Source organism: Sinorhizobium kostiense, from assembly GCF_017874595.1.
GTDB classification, from domain to species: domain Bacteria; phylum Pseudomonadota; class Alphaproteobacteria; order Rhizobiales; family Rhizobiaceae; genus Sinorhizobium; species Sinorhizobium kostiense.
Genome location: NZ_JAGILA010000010.1, coordinates 126,472 through 141,453 on the forward strand (window position 1 = coordinate 126,472; position 14,982 = coordinate 141,453).

Sequence of the window (14,982 nt, forward strand, 5' to 3'; positions counted from 1 at the left end):
GTTAATTGATGGCCTTCAAAATCATCGCATCCCAATGCACCCAATGCGGCGCTTGCGAGTTCGAATGCCCTTCCGGCGCCATCGAGTTCAAGGGCGAGAACTACGTGATCAATCCTGACAAGTGCACCGAATGCGAGGGAGTTTTCGAGTTACAGCAATGCGCCTTTGTATGTCCGATGCCGAAGACCTGCGTACCGGCTTAAGTCCGGTTCGAATCCGGGCCGCGTGCGCGACAGGCCTTGGTTTTTCCTGGCAACCCCAACAGTGGAAGGAATGTCGATGGATTCTGGACGCGAAGAGGAGGTCGAAATCCACAATCCTCCACGATTTATGCCGGGTGAGAGAGTTTGTGCCACACGCCACATAAGAAATGACGGCACCTATCCCGGGAAGGAGATCGGAGAACGCCTCGTCAGGAAAGGCGACGCGGGCTTTGTGCGCGATGTAGGCACCTTTCTCCAGCAGTTCTACATCTATGCCGTCGAATGGATTGATCGCGGCATCGTCGTTGGAATGCGTACGCGTGAACTGAGGAGCCTCAAGGAGACCTCAACCCGGAAAACGACTGAATGCGCCAGGGGTGTCAACGAAGGAAAAGCCAGATGAAGGTAACGATCCGCAGAAGCGGCAGCGCCTTGTCAGCGTATGTTCCCAAGAAGGATCTCGAAGAGCCCATCGTCAAGGTTGAGAACGAAGGCCTCTGGGGCGGTTTTGTGGTGCTCAGAAATGGCTGGCGGCTCTTACTGCCCGACCTTCCGGAAGACACCCGCCTACCCGTCACCGTCGAGGCAAAGAAGATCGTAAATGATGCCGCGCAAGAGGAAACATCATGAATACAAACACTGCCTTCCGCGCGTGTTATCGTTCGGAACAGCCATGACGAACACGTCTTGACCCGGCGCGGATGAAGCTGCGGTCTTGAACGGTTCGACAGCGCTGTTGCCTCCGATCTCCTTGGCGGCTTGTGGCCATCTTGCCTTGGAGCATCCGTTCCCCCTCGCCGTCGGTGCGCCATTCGCAAGCATAACCACCCGCCGCAGCGCCTCTGCCGGTCGAAGGGCGCCGAACATCACCTCGGCGCAATCGGCCCCGCGGGAGTTGCGCGGCGCCCGAGCCCCGCTAAGGAAGGAGCCCACCATGACTGCTGCAAAGGCAGGTATCCTGCGCACTGGGGAACTGAAGTCTGCGATCGGCGCGCCGATTGGCACACGCGAAGTTTCGACCAGCATGATCAAGGGCATCACCGTCTTCGGCCTTGGCGCTCCAATCGACCTGCACAAGCGTGATTGCGAAGATAACGTGATGGTTGCCTACGCCAAGCGATCGCAAAGATCGGGGCCGTCTGGCTTGTTCCAAACGATGCGGCGGCCGCACCGCTTCATCAAGCCGCTCGGCAATGCAATTGACGCGCGTTTTGGTCGCGCACCAACGTCAGGCAATCCGAGACTGTGACGACCTATGGCCGATGATGCTTAAGAAGGGTGCGCCAATTGCCAAGTTTGCCGGGACACTCGCGCTGGGCGCGCTTGGCGGCTGGTTGATGCGGCATTTCGATATGCCGCTCGCCTGGCTCAACGGCGCGATCATCGCGACAGGCTTGGGTGCGCTGTTCAGGTTGCCGGTGGCGATTCCACCCTTCGCTCGAGCGCCAACGACCGCTGCGATCGGTGCCATGCTCGGAACGTCGTTCTCGCCTGCGATGTTCGAGCATGCCGGTTCATGGCTGTTGTCGCTCGGTGGTCTGGCGGTGTTCATAGCGGCCGAGGGCGCACTGGTCTACATCTACTTCCGGCGCCGGATTCGACCACCCCACAGCCTACTTCTCGGCAATGCCGGGAGGTCTCGTCGGCATGGCGACACTCGGCCTGGAACGTGGCGGCGACGAGAAGATGATCGCGCTCGCCCAGGCCGCCCGGATCATCTTGGTGACACTTGCCTTGCCGTTCCTGATTCGGAGCGTCACCGGAGTTGCGCCGGATCTTTCCGGGGGGGCCGCTTTCATTCCGCTCTCAAGCGTCCACACTAATGACGTTCTGTGGTTCTCCGTGGCTGTTTTGTTTGGCGTGGCTGCCGGAATATTGCTGCGCCTGCCAGCGCGGTATCTGCTTGGTCCCATGTCGGCAAGTGCCATCATGCATGTTACGGGCTTGACGCATTTCGAGCTGCCGACTGCCGCACGCGCCGCGGCGCAGATCCTCATCGGAGCGACGATCGGCTGCCGTTTCGCAATGGCGTCGCCGAGAAAGATCATGGCAGTCATCGGCCTGTCGTTCGGTTCCACAATCCTGCTTCTGTCCGTGACGCTCGCCTTCGCGGGCTTTCTCTCCTTTCTCACAGGAGACCGGTTCACCGCTCTCATACTCGCCTACTCGCCGGGAAGTGTCGCAGAAGTGAGCCTCATTGCTTTGTCGCTCGGGGTCGAAATCCCGTTCGTCGTCGTCCATCAGATCGTCCGTCTCTTTCTTGTAATAGGAGGAGCGGCGGCCGTGTTTCGTTGGATGAAGCGCTAAAGACTCTAGCATTGCCTGCTATCGCTATGTAGCCTCACGTGGTATCTCAAATGGGCGTGCCGTGCGGAGGATGGGTGGTACCTTCGCCCGCGTCCTCCCCAATCCTGACGCGCGAGCAGACTTGGAGCGCTCACGGGCATAGCTCGGAGCGGCCATCGGGTAATCAGCCGGGAGTCTCCATTTCCGGCGATATTGTTCGGGCGTCAGCCCCGTATTTCGTCATCAGGTGCCGTCGCAACAATTTGAACTTTTTGCCGTCTTCCAGGCAGATAATGAAATCTTCCGTAACCGCCTTCCTGACCGGCACTGCGGGGCGCCGCCGTTCTTGGACGACAGGCTGCTGCGTGGCTTGCAATGTTCGAGAGGCACCCCTCAGCGCCGCATAAGTTTGCTCGATCACACATGGTAGATCGCCAATCGAAACGACATTGCGGATCAGATAAGCCGCGACAATGCGGCCGGTAAGCTCGAGATTTTGCTCATCGGCCTCCGAGCGCGGTCTCGTCATTGCTCTTCTCCCGTCAAATTGGTGCCCGGCCGAAGGTAACGCACCAGCCCGAGGGAACTCGGATTAGCACGTTCATGGATAGCGCAAACAATGCGACAGAGAGGAGTGAGGCTGAGGTGTTCAGACCCGGCAATCCGTTCCGTTACCTGGATTTCGCTCCAGGTCGCGGTACAGTCTCTATCACATCCGCGCTGTTTTCGTTCAGATAAGCCCCCTTCTTGCGACACCTTCGGTGTGGTCAAATTCGCTCGTTAATGCGGCGTTCGGGGATCCGTTTTGATCTCACCCATTCAACCAAGGATGCGAGAGTTGCAGTTGCCTTGGTCCAATCCAGCTCACTGCCGCAGCACTCGGCGGGCAGCGAAATTCTTGACTTCGTCGAGCACCATGGCACTCAGCCAACCATTAATTCCGATTGAATAGTCATTGCGGTGTACAGCGAAGCATCCAAAGGCAAATCCCCAAACGCGACCTGACAAAGGAGATAGTTGGCGCCCGCCTCGTCCAGTTGATCAAGCAGAGTCCGCCGGACAACAGCCGCCGTTCCCACCACGCACAATTCGCTTTCGATCGCTGCATCGAAGGTCAGGGGCAGATTTGGTGGAACTGGGATCGCATTGAGCTCGTACAGGAATTTGAAACTTTTAAGCCATCGTTCGAAAGCAGGAGCCGCGAGCGCATATGCATGGTTTGCAGACTGCCCGACCACAATCATGCGAAGCAAGCCAAGAAATGACGCTTGGTTGTTCGCGTCAATGTTGTGTCCTTCCTCGGAGCGGAAAGCGTCAGTAATCTTGCGAACAATCGAAGCGGGTCCCACACACGCGATATTTGCGCCGTTTGCAGCGGCCCAGCGCGCGGACTCGGGTCGGGTAGTGGCGATCCAAGTCGGCGGGTGCGGACGTTGATGAGGCTCCAAGGTCAAGGGGACGTTGTTTACCTCAAAATGGTGGCCACGGTAGGAAAGAGTGCTGCCCCTCATCGCCTGCATCAGGATTTCACTGGCTTCGAGATAACGTCCTTGCACCGCATCCGCATCTATCCCGAAGTAACCTAGCTCGACCGGAAGAGAGCCGCGCCCTATGCCTAACTCGGCTCTACCGCCGCTCAAATGGTCAAGCATGCAGATCTCCTCAAACGCGCGCAGCGGATGGCAGAGGCTAAGCAGCATGACAAGGGGGCCAAGACGAAGTTGGCGGGTGCGCTGCGCGACGCTCGACAAGAACACATTCGGCGATGGGCCTCTCCCATGCGGCGAACAATGGTGCTCCGCTAGGTGGTAAGCATAAAAGCCGAGCCGATCACACGCTTCCGCTAGGCTGAGGCGGTCTGCGTATTGCCGTGCAATGGCGCTACCGTCCTCGTCCAAATGGTCGAATATGCCGAAAGCTAGCTTTGAAGGAAGGGCTTTTCTCATTCTACCGTCTCCGACTTTGTCCCGGGAGCCCCCGGACCTTGATCCAAGAGAAATAAGACTTGGGGCCTTTCTTGGCCGGACATCACGACCCGCTGCTTTTGGGTGGCGCCGTCGGAAGCCAGATCTTTGAAGCTGACGGCATTACGGGCACACGTCCTTGCATGATCGGCTATTGCTCAACACCTCTTCAGCACTCCTGCCGACGAACACCTCCTGGCTCCAGCGGTCTTGTTCAGGTTTTGCAGTCTGAATGGAGGGACGCCTTGACGTGGATTCGTGCAAGCGGCCGGCTATGCAGCTTGGCTTGATCCCCGCGGGAGTGGGTAGGCTGGTCAACTCTGTGAGGAGATCATTCTTGCAGTCGCTGCTCTCTGTCCGTGTCAGGGTCTTTGCACGCGTAAGAGAGCAAAGCCTGAAGCTGCTATACGGCCGATCTTCGAGACGTCTCAGCTCCCAAAATGTCCTCGACAGCTGCAAGAAACGCGTCCATTTGTGGTTTTGTCCCGATGCTGACGCGAATGCAATCTTCCAAACCTTCATCAGGAAGGACGGCCACCAGTATCTTTTTCTGTTTCAAGCAGGTTTGCCACCAAGTGCCGTCTCGTCCTGCCGGCACACGGACCAGCAAGAAGTTCGTATGCGAGGGCGTTACAGAGAACCCAAGTTGGGACAGCGCGAAGTTCACACGCACTCTCTCATACTTAATGTGTCTGTGGTTTTCAGCGTAGGCGGTGCGGTGGGCAAGGATACTGACGCCAACCGCATGACCGATCACATTCATGTTGAACATGTTCTGCATGTTGCGCAGCCTGCCTATAACCTCAGGATGACCGAGGCCGAAGCCAACGCGAATCCCGGCCGCCGCATAGCTCTTCGAAAACGTTCTTAAGACTAGAAGGTTCGAATAGCGGTTAATCAGACGCAGAGCGTTGTCGGGCGCGAAGTCCACATAGGCTTCATCCAGTACGATCAACCGGTCAGATTGTGCAACGAGGCTTTCAATATGCGCAATTGGCACAAATGTACCGGTCGGGTTGTTGGGATTAGCCAGCAAAACGAACTTGGCCTCCTTTGCAGGACCGAAAAGCAATTCGCGTATCGGCAACAAGCAAGTTTCGCCCCATTTGATTTCAAGCAATCGGGCACCTTGCAAAAGCGCGAGCTTGTGGTTGTATGCAAAGCCAGGGGCCAACATCGCGACACTGTCACCCGGATCAAGGAATGCCCTATATATGAGCGAAAGAAGTTCGGACGATCCGTTACCGGCGATCACCTGATCCGTGGAAAGATTATATGACGCCGCAGCGGCTTCCCTCAAGCTGGTGTTGTCATCCTCTGGGTACAGATACTGTCGCTCGAGAGCAGCAAGAGCGCTTTGCATTACCGCTGCTGGCAATGCAAATGGATTCTCATTTGTGTTTAGCTTGACACATCCGGCATCTGGTGCCGGACTGGAGGGAAGCGAATTCAGCTGTCTGTGCACTGCCGAAAGAGACGAAAGTACGCTTTGCAATTTTGCATCAGACATATTTTCTCCCTTTCAGTCGCAGAGGGCAGTCGTGCTTTTACTGGCCTTAACCTGATGGAGTTTCTCTATTACAGTCCTATCGCTTAGTAAAATCGATTGATTTCATCGCAGCTATTGATGTCACGGATACAGAGATGAACGACTAGGACTGCGATTACTCATATGTTGAGCTCGAAACCGGCCGTGGCCCTTCTTGAGCGCGCCTGGGCCGAGCGCGGTCTGGGACTTATGGTCTCAAACGCCGACAGCGAGGCTTTTGGGTGGCGTGACTGGCTGACTTGTGGTGCACCCACGGGGACACGATCTCATGGCAGTGCTTCTGGCCCCCCTGCAGCGACGTGGCGCGTGCCTCCGACGTTCGCCATGCCTTGCGGTCGCTACGCCGCTTTGCGGTGGCTTGTGATCACCAAAATCGCAAAAGCCGCGTGGACGAATTGAATCAGGTTTCGGCTTTTTGGATCTTATTGAGCTTTTCCACGAACCAGAATGGCCAGGGTCGTTTTCATGATGCGCTGGTAGAGCGGCCGGCCGATGCATTTTCGCATTTTAGACTAGCAAGAAGGACAGCGTATGGAGGCGCTGCGGCTGGCTGGGCAGGGCGGCTGGGCAAGGCGGAAGTTTCTGAGGCCTGCTTCTAAATGGGCGATGTTCGTCCGGCGTCGGGTATCCACTTCTCCGTGAAGTTTTTTAGCCGGATCGTTCAACCGCCATCAGCAAGGACGGGATAATCGCCTTATGGAAGGGAATCGCAGCGGCAAGATAGAGCCAGCCGATGAAACTCCTGCAGCGCACCAGGGTGGTCATGCCGACAATCTGGCCATCAGCCGGCCCTTCACCGACCTCCACGACCAGGCGAAAAAGCAGGTGGCGGTCATCATAGCCGAATACTGTCTGGCGGTCGTCGCTGTGCATTAGCGGGAGGCTGGCGACCAGGTCGGAATGCCTCGTATCCGCTGTTGCGTTCAAACCGAACAAAGGCACGAGGCGGTTCCGAAATATGAGAAGGCTTCGCACCCAGCGGGGTGCATTTCCAAGAACTCGCCACGCCGCCTCAGCCGCTGTTATCCGTTCAGCCAAGACCAGGACTTCGTAGCGATCAGCCCAATCTGCTCCTGGGAGCCAAGAATTCGGCAGTCTTACGGCGGCCCTTCGTGGTCTCATGAGCGCTCACCTTTCGCCCTTACCGGTTCCGCCGATCAGGGTCGCTACTGTGCGTTAGACCTACCACATAATCGCGCAGGAAAGCGGTGCAAGATAGCGGACCGCTCGCCGCAGTTCAGGGCCATTTGTCGCACAGGTCTGATGCGGACGGAAACAGCGACAGCAATCGTGGTCTGTACGTCCGGCGCCGGTTTCAAGGTGCTGTGTCGTGAAAAGCAGTACGCAGCCTTAGCAGCGGCTGCGGTCAAATCAAACATGATGAGTCGCGGGGCACCTATCTGAGGCGCCAGGGCTCAAGTCCGCCTTCGCTGAGCGGCGCGGAACTCGTGGCGCATCCATAGCGCGAATGCGTGCGATTAAAACAATCGATTTTGCTTATCTCGCGGGATGCGATAGCCAAGCCCTGACGTGCACCAATCGCAGCTCGATCGGTTGACGGGCGTGAGACCGCTTCACCACGGGAAGGAGTAAGATGCAGAATGTAGTTTACCTATTGGATCCGGAAACTGCGCTCTTTCGAGTTGTTGAGCTTTTCGACGCCATCAGCTTTAAGCCGATCAGTGACTTGCTCGGTTGCAAGCTTACTCAAATGGTCCGCTTTGACGAGTCGCACTGGCTATTCGTAGATGAGGAAGGACTGCGGGAGGGGCTGACAGCCTTCACAATTTGTGACCGGTACCCACAGCCTCTTGGCGGGAAAATCGTTCTTGCGGGAACTGACGGAAGCGAGTCATATCATTCTCCATCGATAGATATTGGCGCCGCTGCTGCACATTTCCGGTGCTGCCGACCGGTGATCGATCCGGTTTTTGTCACAGATGATAATGTGCAATCGAAGGGCCTTATCCCTGCAGGCAGCTTGGCGGATTTAAAAGTACGAATTGAGAGGCGCTCCCCTATGCCCGTACATGGAAGCGCCTGAGATACGCGATCCCGGAAAATAGCAGTGTCATCCCAGAGACGTTCGCCCAGAAGTACGCGTCGAAACAATCAGGTTTGAATTTCCAGGAACGATTCGTTTGGAGGCGACAAGTTCCATCTCTTTACGAGTTCCCACGGCATACAAGAGCAGGATCTAAGCTTCGCTTTACTTTGAAATCATCCGCAGTGGCCGGCACAGCGAGGACGCGGATGACACGGACCTGCAACGAATTCACTGTTTTATCGAAACCCAGGATCCACCTGATTCATGGCTGTCGGCACAAGCATCGATGAACAGCATGCCTTTAAGCCCATCTTCTACTCCGGACAGCTCGACGCTACCTTCCGGGAGGGCGTACCCCGCGCGCCGCGCGGCGATCGCGACGCCAGCTTCGGCATAGAGGTTTGCCCATGCATCCACGGCAGCCTCGCCGTGCCCCCGCGGAAGATGTATCAGGCGCTCCGCCTCGGGTAGGATTCCATTGCCATGGCCCCGGAGGAAGATTTGCTCCTGCTCCCCTGAGGGTACATAACGCAACACCTCCGGTTTTTCCTGATCCCAGTCTAGCCCACCCTTGTCGCCCCACACACGAATACGCAGACCGCAATATTGGCCCGGCGCAGCCTGCGTCACCCAAAGAATGCCGGGGGCACCGTTCTCCAATCGGAAATTGATATAGGCCGTGTCTTCCATCGGCTTCGGAGCTCCACAGTTGTGAAACTCAGCCCTGACGCTGGCGATATCCTGCCCAGTGATTGTATGCAGGAGATGGTAGGCATGCGTACCGATATCGCCGGTCGTTGATGTGCGGCCGACCTTCTCGGGATCCTGTCGCCAAATCGCACCCTTGCCACGATCGGGAACTGGACTTGTTGCCCACTCCTGAGCATATTCCACGTGTGCCTGCCGGATGGTTCCAACGGCCCCGTTTCGGATCATGTGCTTAGCCTGACGAACCATCGCGTGATGCGCATATGGGTAAGTCATGACCAGCACGCGATCCGTAGCTCTTTGAAGCTCCACGAGTTCTCGAGCATCGGAAACCGTCGTGGTCATGGGCTTGTCCAGTATTACGTCAATACCAGCCTTGAGAAAGGCCGCCGCGATCCGATGGTGTGTCCAGTTTGGCGTCACGATTGAGACTGCTTCTATACCGTCGTCGCGCTCAGCTTCTGCTTCTGCCATTTCGTTCCAGTCAGCATACGAGCGGTCGGGGGCAATCATCCATTCCAGGGCTGAAATGTGTGCGTTATCCGGGTCTGATGATAGAGCTCCAGCAACGACTTGCCAGTGGTTCGACAACCTCGCCCCAGCGAAATGCCATTGCCCGACAAGTCCGCCTCTTCCGCCCCCGACGAATCCCAGTCGCAGTCGCCGACCGAGGAGTGGATTTCGCAAACCGCATTTCCCGACAGAGGTCATCTAGTTTCTCCAAGTGATTCATTCTTCTACGAAATCAGCAGCGACATGCGTCCTGCGCCACACGGGACGCGCTCATAACTACCCTCCACAAGAGTGCCGCCTAGTTACTGATTGCTTCCTTGATGCTGGCCTGGTGCCGCGTCGATCATCTCGGCGGTCCGGTTCGTGTCGTGTTCGCGCCAGGAGGGCGCTTCTTGGGTTGGGAGGTTTGATCTTCATTTGCTCCTGCTCAAGTGCTTGCGAGTTTGCAGACTTGGAAGCACGCACCGTGCCAAAGGAGAAGATCGTTTCTAAACAACGAGCTAGCTCCATTCCCGCATGTCGCATGTCCGACATCGCCGGAGATCCGACATAGCGCATGTCGAACGCGGTCAAGCTGGGCGGCTGAAAGCCATCGTGGCGACGCCACGATCGAAAGGCTTCCGGACGAGGTTGCGGCAGGTGCATCGCGCGGCGTGTGGCGAAACAAGGGCATGGAATTGGACGGGGAACATGCCGTTGCCGGCACTTCTATGTAGGCCCCTCTCCCGCCGGTATGGTCACAGGTGGCGCCCGCGTCGACTATTCAAAGGCGCCGGTCTGCTGCGGTCGTGCGCCCTATCATGCTCGCGCAGGCATATGGCAATGCGACAGGCTCCGAAGTATCGCATTGGATCGTCGGGCACTTCCTTTTCTACCTGTATTCAGGCCTTGCAGGGACAAAGCAGACTGGCCACTGCTGCGGACCATCGCCATTGTTGTGTTCATTCTGACGTACTCATGCCCATTTGCCGGATGACGGAACTCCGATACCTCAACACCTTCCCGGCAAGGCCGGTCGACGCGGTTGAACACATGGCATAATTTATGCAAAACGCGGATCGTTCCATGCGGATAGCCAATTTGACCACTCGTCCTTGATGTTAAAAGACTACAGCTGGCGTTTAGCGGGAGGAGCCTTCCGCGAAGCGCCAGGACGTGTATGGGCTGCAGTTGCTATCAGACAGTCACTTTTCAAGAATGAGCCTGCAGGATCGGACCATGAGCTCAACGACGGAATTTATTGCAGAGCTGATCAGGGCAGCAAACGGGATAGAGAAACTCACGCACTATGAGGTAAGTCGCCTATTAGACCTCTCAATTGATACCATCCGCGACATGTGCAGGCAGACTGGCGTTGCAGGAATACACAGTGCCCGGGACGTTCTTATTGATCTCAGGTTATCGTCGGAGCGCGCCCGAGATCTGCCTCCGGAACAAGTGAGGGACGCTCTCATCGACGCAGCCGACGTCCTCAGATCATTAAAAATTGTACTGGATCGCAATGTGTGAGTTGTTTATGTCGGTTGCCCTCTGAAGCCGCTCGTGACGACTGTATTTCGTTGCTTCAAGGCGGCAACAAGATCCAGTCCTGGCGGCGGATCGCCAAGTGAGCCCTTACCCACGGGGCAAAATCGCTGGGAATTGAAAGGTCCTGTCGACTAGGCGATGGCAGCTCCGTCTCGCTCGGAACACTCGAAACTCGTGCGAAACCTCACCGCTTAGCAAAGAGTCGTGCGGCGGCGGCCTAAAAAGCCCTTAGGTCCCGTGCCAGCCTGGTTGTGGCGATGGTGCCAGACAGCATTCCGGGACCGGTGCGCATATCAACAGCATGGTCGTCGCTAACCGCGATAAAAGGCGAAGAGCGGTCCAGCGACCACCGCTCAGCCAGCTATGTGTAGACGTCGGCCAAATCATGCATGATCGGGAGATCGCTTTACGCTTTCCCTCACCGAGCGCGCCTTTCCTGCCAAATGGTGGAGGGTTCCAAGGTCACGCAGCCGTAATTTTGCTCGACCTAGCCGCGGTGGGCGTTCCAGGCCACCCGAGGAGACGCGAGGCGAGGCGGAGGATCTGGCTTGCCCCGCGGCGCCACGGCTGTCGCCGGCTCGCGGCAACGCATGCATGATCCCGTGTCGGCGCCGCGTGGGTCCAAAAATTCAAAACTGCTGTGAAGTCAAGCACGCCGGATGCATCCGAAATGTGGATGCACCCCATCGAATCAATCGATTACTCCAATGGGCTGAAAAGGAGTAAGGGAGGTGGTGTTGAGGCGTTAAATCATAAGGAGGATCTGCAATGCTAATCCGTGGTGGTCCGAGTGACAACAGCCTCCTCGGCAGTGGTGGTGACGATCTGCTTATCGATCCCACCGGCAATGACTGGATCGACGGTGCTCGCGGTAACGATTCCATCTCGTCCGGCGATGGCAATGACCGAGTCTTTGGTGGCGAAGGCAATGACCATATCTTCGGCGAAGCGGGCAACGACTATCTTTACGGAGACAATGGCCGCGAAAGACCGCCCGTGGCCGGTCAGGACAATGACAAGCTTTACGGCGGTCCCGGCGACGACGTTCTCTTCGCCAGTGACGGCAGAGATCAGCTGACCGGCGGCGACGGCCAAGACACCTTTGTGTTCCAATCCCACAACCCGATCCGCGACCCAGCGGGCTGGCCCGACCCGGGCTACACGGTCATTTCGGATTTCGACCCGACGCAGGATACTTTCGCCTTCGATGCGGCGGGCTATTATAGCGACGGTTCCAGCGCGAACTTTGTGAACCACGCCAGTTCGCGGACTGGCCACCCGGTGGATACCTTTCACAGCGGTGCGGCCTCGGATGCGCACGGCGAGGACGTCGTGGTTGTCACCGACAAGAGTTTTTATTCGGGCGATGGCGCCGCGAATGCGGTCGCCGGCGAGACCACCGGCGACATCATTGTCTACCACGACGACCTGACCAAAAGCGCAGTTCTGGCCTATGTCACCTCCGAAAACCATGCAGATGAGTTCGCTCGCCTAGGCAATGTGCATAGTTTGGCCGATCTTGCCGGCCTCGGCCTGAGTGGGTGGGACTTCACCTTCGTCTGATCCGCAAAGCCCGTACGGAACTGCGCCCCGCCGCCGCCCAGCGGGGCGCTTTCTCCCAGCTACTTGCCGTTATACGAGCGGACGGTGCTGAGCGCCATCGATCAGCGCCTGCGACCAAAACCACATGTTGTCATCGCTGGATGGTAAGAATGCGCCATGATCGGACCGAATAGCTCCCGGTACACGTTAGCGACTTCGTCCTTCAGTAGCCCATGAGGACCCACGCGCGGCAACCCGGCGGCAGACAGCCGGTCCAGTATGCGCGAAGGCGCGCCACTGAGCGTTTTTTGGAAGCTCGCAGAAAAGACATCAGGCGGCACCCACCCTCGACGGTCGTCGTGCGGGTCGCTTGGTAGAGAAGGTGCTGCGGGGTAACCAGATCATCCAGCTTCAACGCGTACGCGCTTGAAGATCGGATATGAACAGAGGTGCGGCCGTTCCCACTGGTCTCCGGCTGCACCGATAACCCTCGTTTCAGAGGTTGCGCTGCCGATTTGCGTGCTAAAGCCGCTCCGGCGAAGAAAAAAACGCGGAGATCTCATCACGAATGCGATACGGCAAGGCGATCATTTCTTCGCCAAAGGCCCCTCATGCAGTTAGGGTCTTATTGCTCGAGCACTGGAGCCAAGACTGCAACCGCCACCGCGAATAGTCCGACCATAAGAAAGCAGACGCGCATTGTGGTTGCTTCGGCGAGAATTCCAATTACAAAGGGGCCCAACGTCATTGCGCCATATGCGAAGATTGCGACGGACGCGATGCCTTTCCCGGCTGGCACTACACGATCGGCTGCTGCTCGACTGAAAGCTAAGGGTAGGACGGCTGCGTAGCCGACCCCCATCAGCACGAAGCCGACCACGACTAACGGCAAGGTGTCACCGCCAACAATTAGTAAAATACCGAAGACGGCCGACAGCCCGCTCAGCCGTGTAACAGTCGCTGGACCCAATCGCGTGACCAGAAAATCCGCATTGAGTCTCGCGATCACCATGGCGGCAGAAAAGCCAGTGTAGCCCAGGGTAGCATCCGACAGTGCGGTTCCGACTACATCATGCAAATATACCGCGCTCCAGTCGAGAGCTGTACCCTCGCCCAATCCCGATGCGAGAGCAATGATGCCCACAAGCAAAAGAGCGCTGTTAGGAACCGCCAATCCTGCTGCACCCATCACATGCGTCCGGATAGTTGATTGCCAATCGAGCAGAAGGAAAGGGGCAATGGTCGCGCCGGTCACCACGGCAGTAACAAGGAAATGAATGTGTACTGGAACCTGGAAGGCTGTGGCAACATAGCCGCTTGCTGCGCCCAGAACAGCCCCCACACTCCACATGGCGTGAAACGACGACATCACAGACCGCCTCATGTGTTTCTCCACCTCGCTCGCCCAGCTGTTCATAGCTACGTCCATCGAACCATGACACATGCCGAAGAGAAAAAGCGCGATCGCCAGCAGCGGTATCGTCGGCGCAAGCCCTAAAAAGGCAATCGAAAGCAGGAACGGGATAGCGATCATTCGGGCGACCCGCACGGCACCCAAGCTATCGGACAAGCGCCCGGCAATCGGGAACGAAAACAATGCGCCGAGCCCTAGAAGCACCAGCACCCCCCCGAAACTCGCCTTGTCAAAATCAAAGTGAGTCATCACGGCGGGAACGCGCGAGGCCCAAGTCCCCAAAAGGACCCCGTTCAGCAGAAAGCCGGCAGCGACACTGCGCCAGGGAGTAAGCAAAGTGCGCATTTTTTCTCCAACATCCCATGACTCCTGACGCCGGTTGATTTTAGGTCAGGTCTTATCCGGCTCCCCTTGTGCAGATCGCGCAGCTGACTCGGATAACTACTAATGTCCATCATCAGCGTTCCCTCGCTTCGGAGCAGGCGACAACTGCACTCGTTACAGGCCTTTCTTGGTGCTGTTTGCATGGAAGCAAGTTCCGCGCAGAAGCGCTACCGCCGAGCTATATGCGTCTGGCGACTGTGAAGTTCCGCAAGGGGTGCTATCCAAATGTGAGGACTCGACGCGGTCCGATATACTCGGTTTTCAACCCGTTGGTTCTCGCATCATGAACGAGAATATTAATGCCGGTCCGGTTGGTTCTGATACGACTGCCATCGTTGTCGAAGAGGAATGAATCGGCATGCCTCTGGGCCCAATTATAAGCATGTTGTGAAAGGACTTCGATCTGCCATCCTGAGCTCGTTGAATAAGTCACTCGGAGATCCGGCCTAGGTCCCGACTCGTCTTGCCGCCCTATCAGCTGAATGCGATGCACTGAGCCAGCAACCATCACTCTCTCCCAATTCCCAATGTAGTGGGGTGGCTAAAGTGCACGCAAGCTAGCAAAAGCGACATACAGCTGAATTGACTCAGATCATGGACAGATTGCCTTACCCCGGGCCGGGAGAGAGTGGAGGAGTACGGCGGGCCCGTTTCAGGTATGTGGGGTGGCGTTCGACCGGATCAGAGGTCGACTCCACATACGCGACAGTCAGGAAGCATACGAAGGAGTGGGGTCGCCGGCGAGATCAACGCAATTATGGCGGCCGAGGTGGATCGGACGAAGGAACTGTGTCAAGAACTCGAAACCATGGCGAATCCGCCTCCCCTGCTGCATCCGGACGGTG

12 protein-coding genes and 2 pseudogenes are annotated in these 14,982 nt (G+C 57.1%); 8 read left to right on the forward strand and 6 right to left on the reverse strand.

Annotated elements, in window-relative coordinates; all coding sequences use genetic code 11:
- The first annotated feature begins 8 nt into the window (after positions 1–8).
- The 5 genes and pseudogenes from J2Z31_RS26745 (at position 9) to J2Z31_RS26765 (ending at position 2,510) form a co-directional block, all read left to right on the forward strand.
- On the forward strand, positions 9–203 hold the full coding sequence (locus tag J2Z31_RS26745) for a 4Fe-4S binding protein (RefSeq protein WP_209606397.1): 195 nt from the start codon (positions 9–11) through the stop codon (positions 201–203).
- A gap of 76 nt (positions 204–279) precedes the next feature.
- The gene (locus J2Z31_RS26750) at positions 280–606 is read left to right on the forward strand and encodes a nitrogen fixation protein NifZ (protein WP_209606399.1); all 327 of its coding nucleotides are present in this window, start codon (positions 280–282) and stop codon (positions 604–606) included.
- Positions 603–833, forward strand: coding sequence for a putative nitrogen fixation protein NifT (gene nifT, locus J2Z31_RS26755; RefSeq protein WP_209606401.1), 231 nt, complete (start codon positions 603–605; stop codon positions 831–833). Before J2Z31_RS26750 ends, nifT begins: the two co-directional genes overlap by 4 nt.
- A 304-nt stretch (positions 834–1,137) precedes the next feature.
- Complete coding sequence (locus J2Z31_RS26760) at positions 1,138–1,452, forward strand: hypothetical protein (RefSeq protein WP_209606402.1); 315 nt, start codon at positions 1,138–1,140, stop codon at positions 1,450–1,452.
- A gap of 103 nt (positions 1,453–1,555) precedes the next feature.
- A pseudogene (locus J2Z31_RS26765) lies at positions 1,556–2,510 on the forward strand (AbrB family transcriptional regulator).
- 24 nt (positions 2,511–2,534) lie between these two features.
- On the opposite strand, the pseudogene J2Z31_RS26770 reads toward J2Z31_RS26765, so the two are convergent.
- The 4 genes and pseudogenes from J2Z31_RS26770 to J2Z31_RS26785 all read right to left on the reverse strand — a co-directional run bounded on the left by J2Z31_RS26770 (position 2,535) and on the right by J2Z31_RS26785 (position 7,124).
- A pseudogene (locus J2Z31_RS26770) lies at positions 2,535–3,018 on the reverse strand (MucR family transcriptional regulator).
- A gap of 394 nt (positions 3,019–3,412) precedes the next feature.
- Positions 3,413–4,435 carry an LLM class flavin-dependent oxidoreductase gene (locus tag J2Z31_RS26775; RefSeq protein WP_209606407.1) on the reverse strand — a complete coding sequence of 341 codons (1,023 nt, stop codon included), beginning with the start codon at positions 4,433–4,435 and terminating at the stop codon, positions 3,413–3,415.
- A 421-nt stretch (positions 4,436–4,856) separates the two neighbouring features.
- Positions 4,857–5,963: a histidinol-phosphate transaminase gene (hisC, locus tag J2Z31_RS26780; protein WP_209606409.1), complete on the reverse strand. Its 1,107-nt coding sequence runs from the start codon at positions 5,961–5,963 to the stop codon at positions 4,857–4,859.
- A 687-nt stretch (positions 5,964–6,650) separates the two neighbouring features.
- Positions 6,651–7,124: a DUF2867 domain-containing protein gene (locus J2Z31_RS26785; protein WP_209606411.1), complete on the reverse strand. Its 474-nt coding sequence runs from the start codon at positions 7,122–7,124 to the stop codon at positions 6,651–6,653.
- 472 nt (positions 7,125–7,596) lie between these two features.
- On the opposite strand from J2Z31_RS26785, the gene J2Z31_RS26790 reads away from it, so the two are divergent.
- Complete coding sequence (locus J2Z31_RS26790; protein WP_209606412.1) at positions 7,597–8,046, forward strand: DUF3846 domain-containing protein; 450 nt, start codon at positions 7,597–7,599, stop codon at positions 8,044–8,046.
- Between the two features lie 231 nt (positions 8,047–8,277).
- Here J2Z31_RS26790 and J2Z31_RS26795 read toward each other — a convergent pair whose 3' ends face one another.
- A complete protein-coding gene (locus J2Z31_RS26795; protein WP_209606413.1) occupies positions 8,278–9,468 on the reverse strand; it encodes a Gfo/Idh/MocA family protein in 1,191 nt (396 codons plus the stop codon).
- Between the two features lie 1,020 nt (positions 9,469–10,488).
- On the opposite strand from J2Z31_RS26795, the gene J2Z31_RS29885 reads away from it, so the two are divergent.
- Both J2Z31_RS29885 and J2Z31_RS26800 read left to right on the forward strand, forming a co-directional pair.
- The gene (locus J2Z31_RS29885) at positions 10,489–10,779 is read left to right on the forward strand and encodes a hypothetical protein (RefSeq protein WP_328243657.1); all 291 of its coding nucleotides are present in this window, start codon (positions 10,489–10,491) and stop codon (positions 10,777–10,779) included.
- Positions 10,780–11,565: 786 nt separating this feature from the next.
- Positions 11,566–12,360 carry a calcium-binding protein gene (locus J2Z31_RS26800; protein ID WP_209606414.1) on the forward strand — a complete coding sequence of 265 codons (795 nt, stop codon included), beginning with the start codon at positions 11,566–11,568 and terminating at the stop codon, positions 12,358–12,360.
- 604 nt (positions 12,361–12,964) lie between these two features.
- Here the strand turns inward: J2Z31_RS26800 and J2Z31_RS26805 are convergent.
- Positions 12,965–14,098 carry an MFS transporter gene (locus J2Z31_RS26805; protein ID WP_209606415.1) on the reverse strand — a complete coding sequence of 378 codons (1,134 nt, stop codon included), beginning with the start codon at positions 14,096–14,098 and terminating at the stop codon, positions 12,965–12,967.
- Positions 14,099–14,982: the final 884 nt, after the last annotated feature.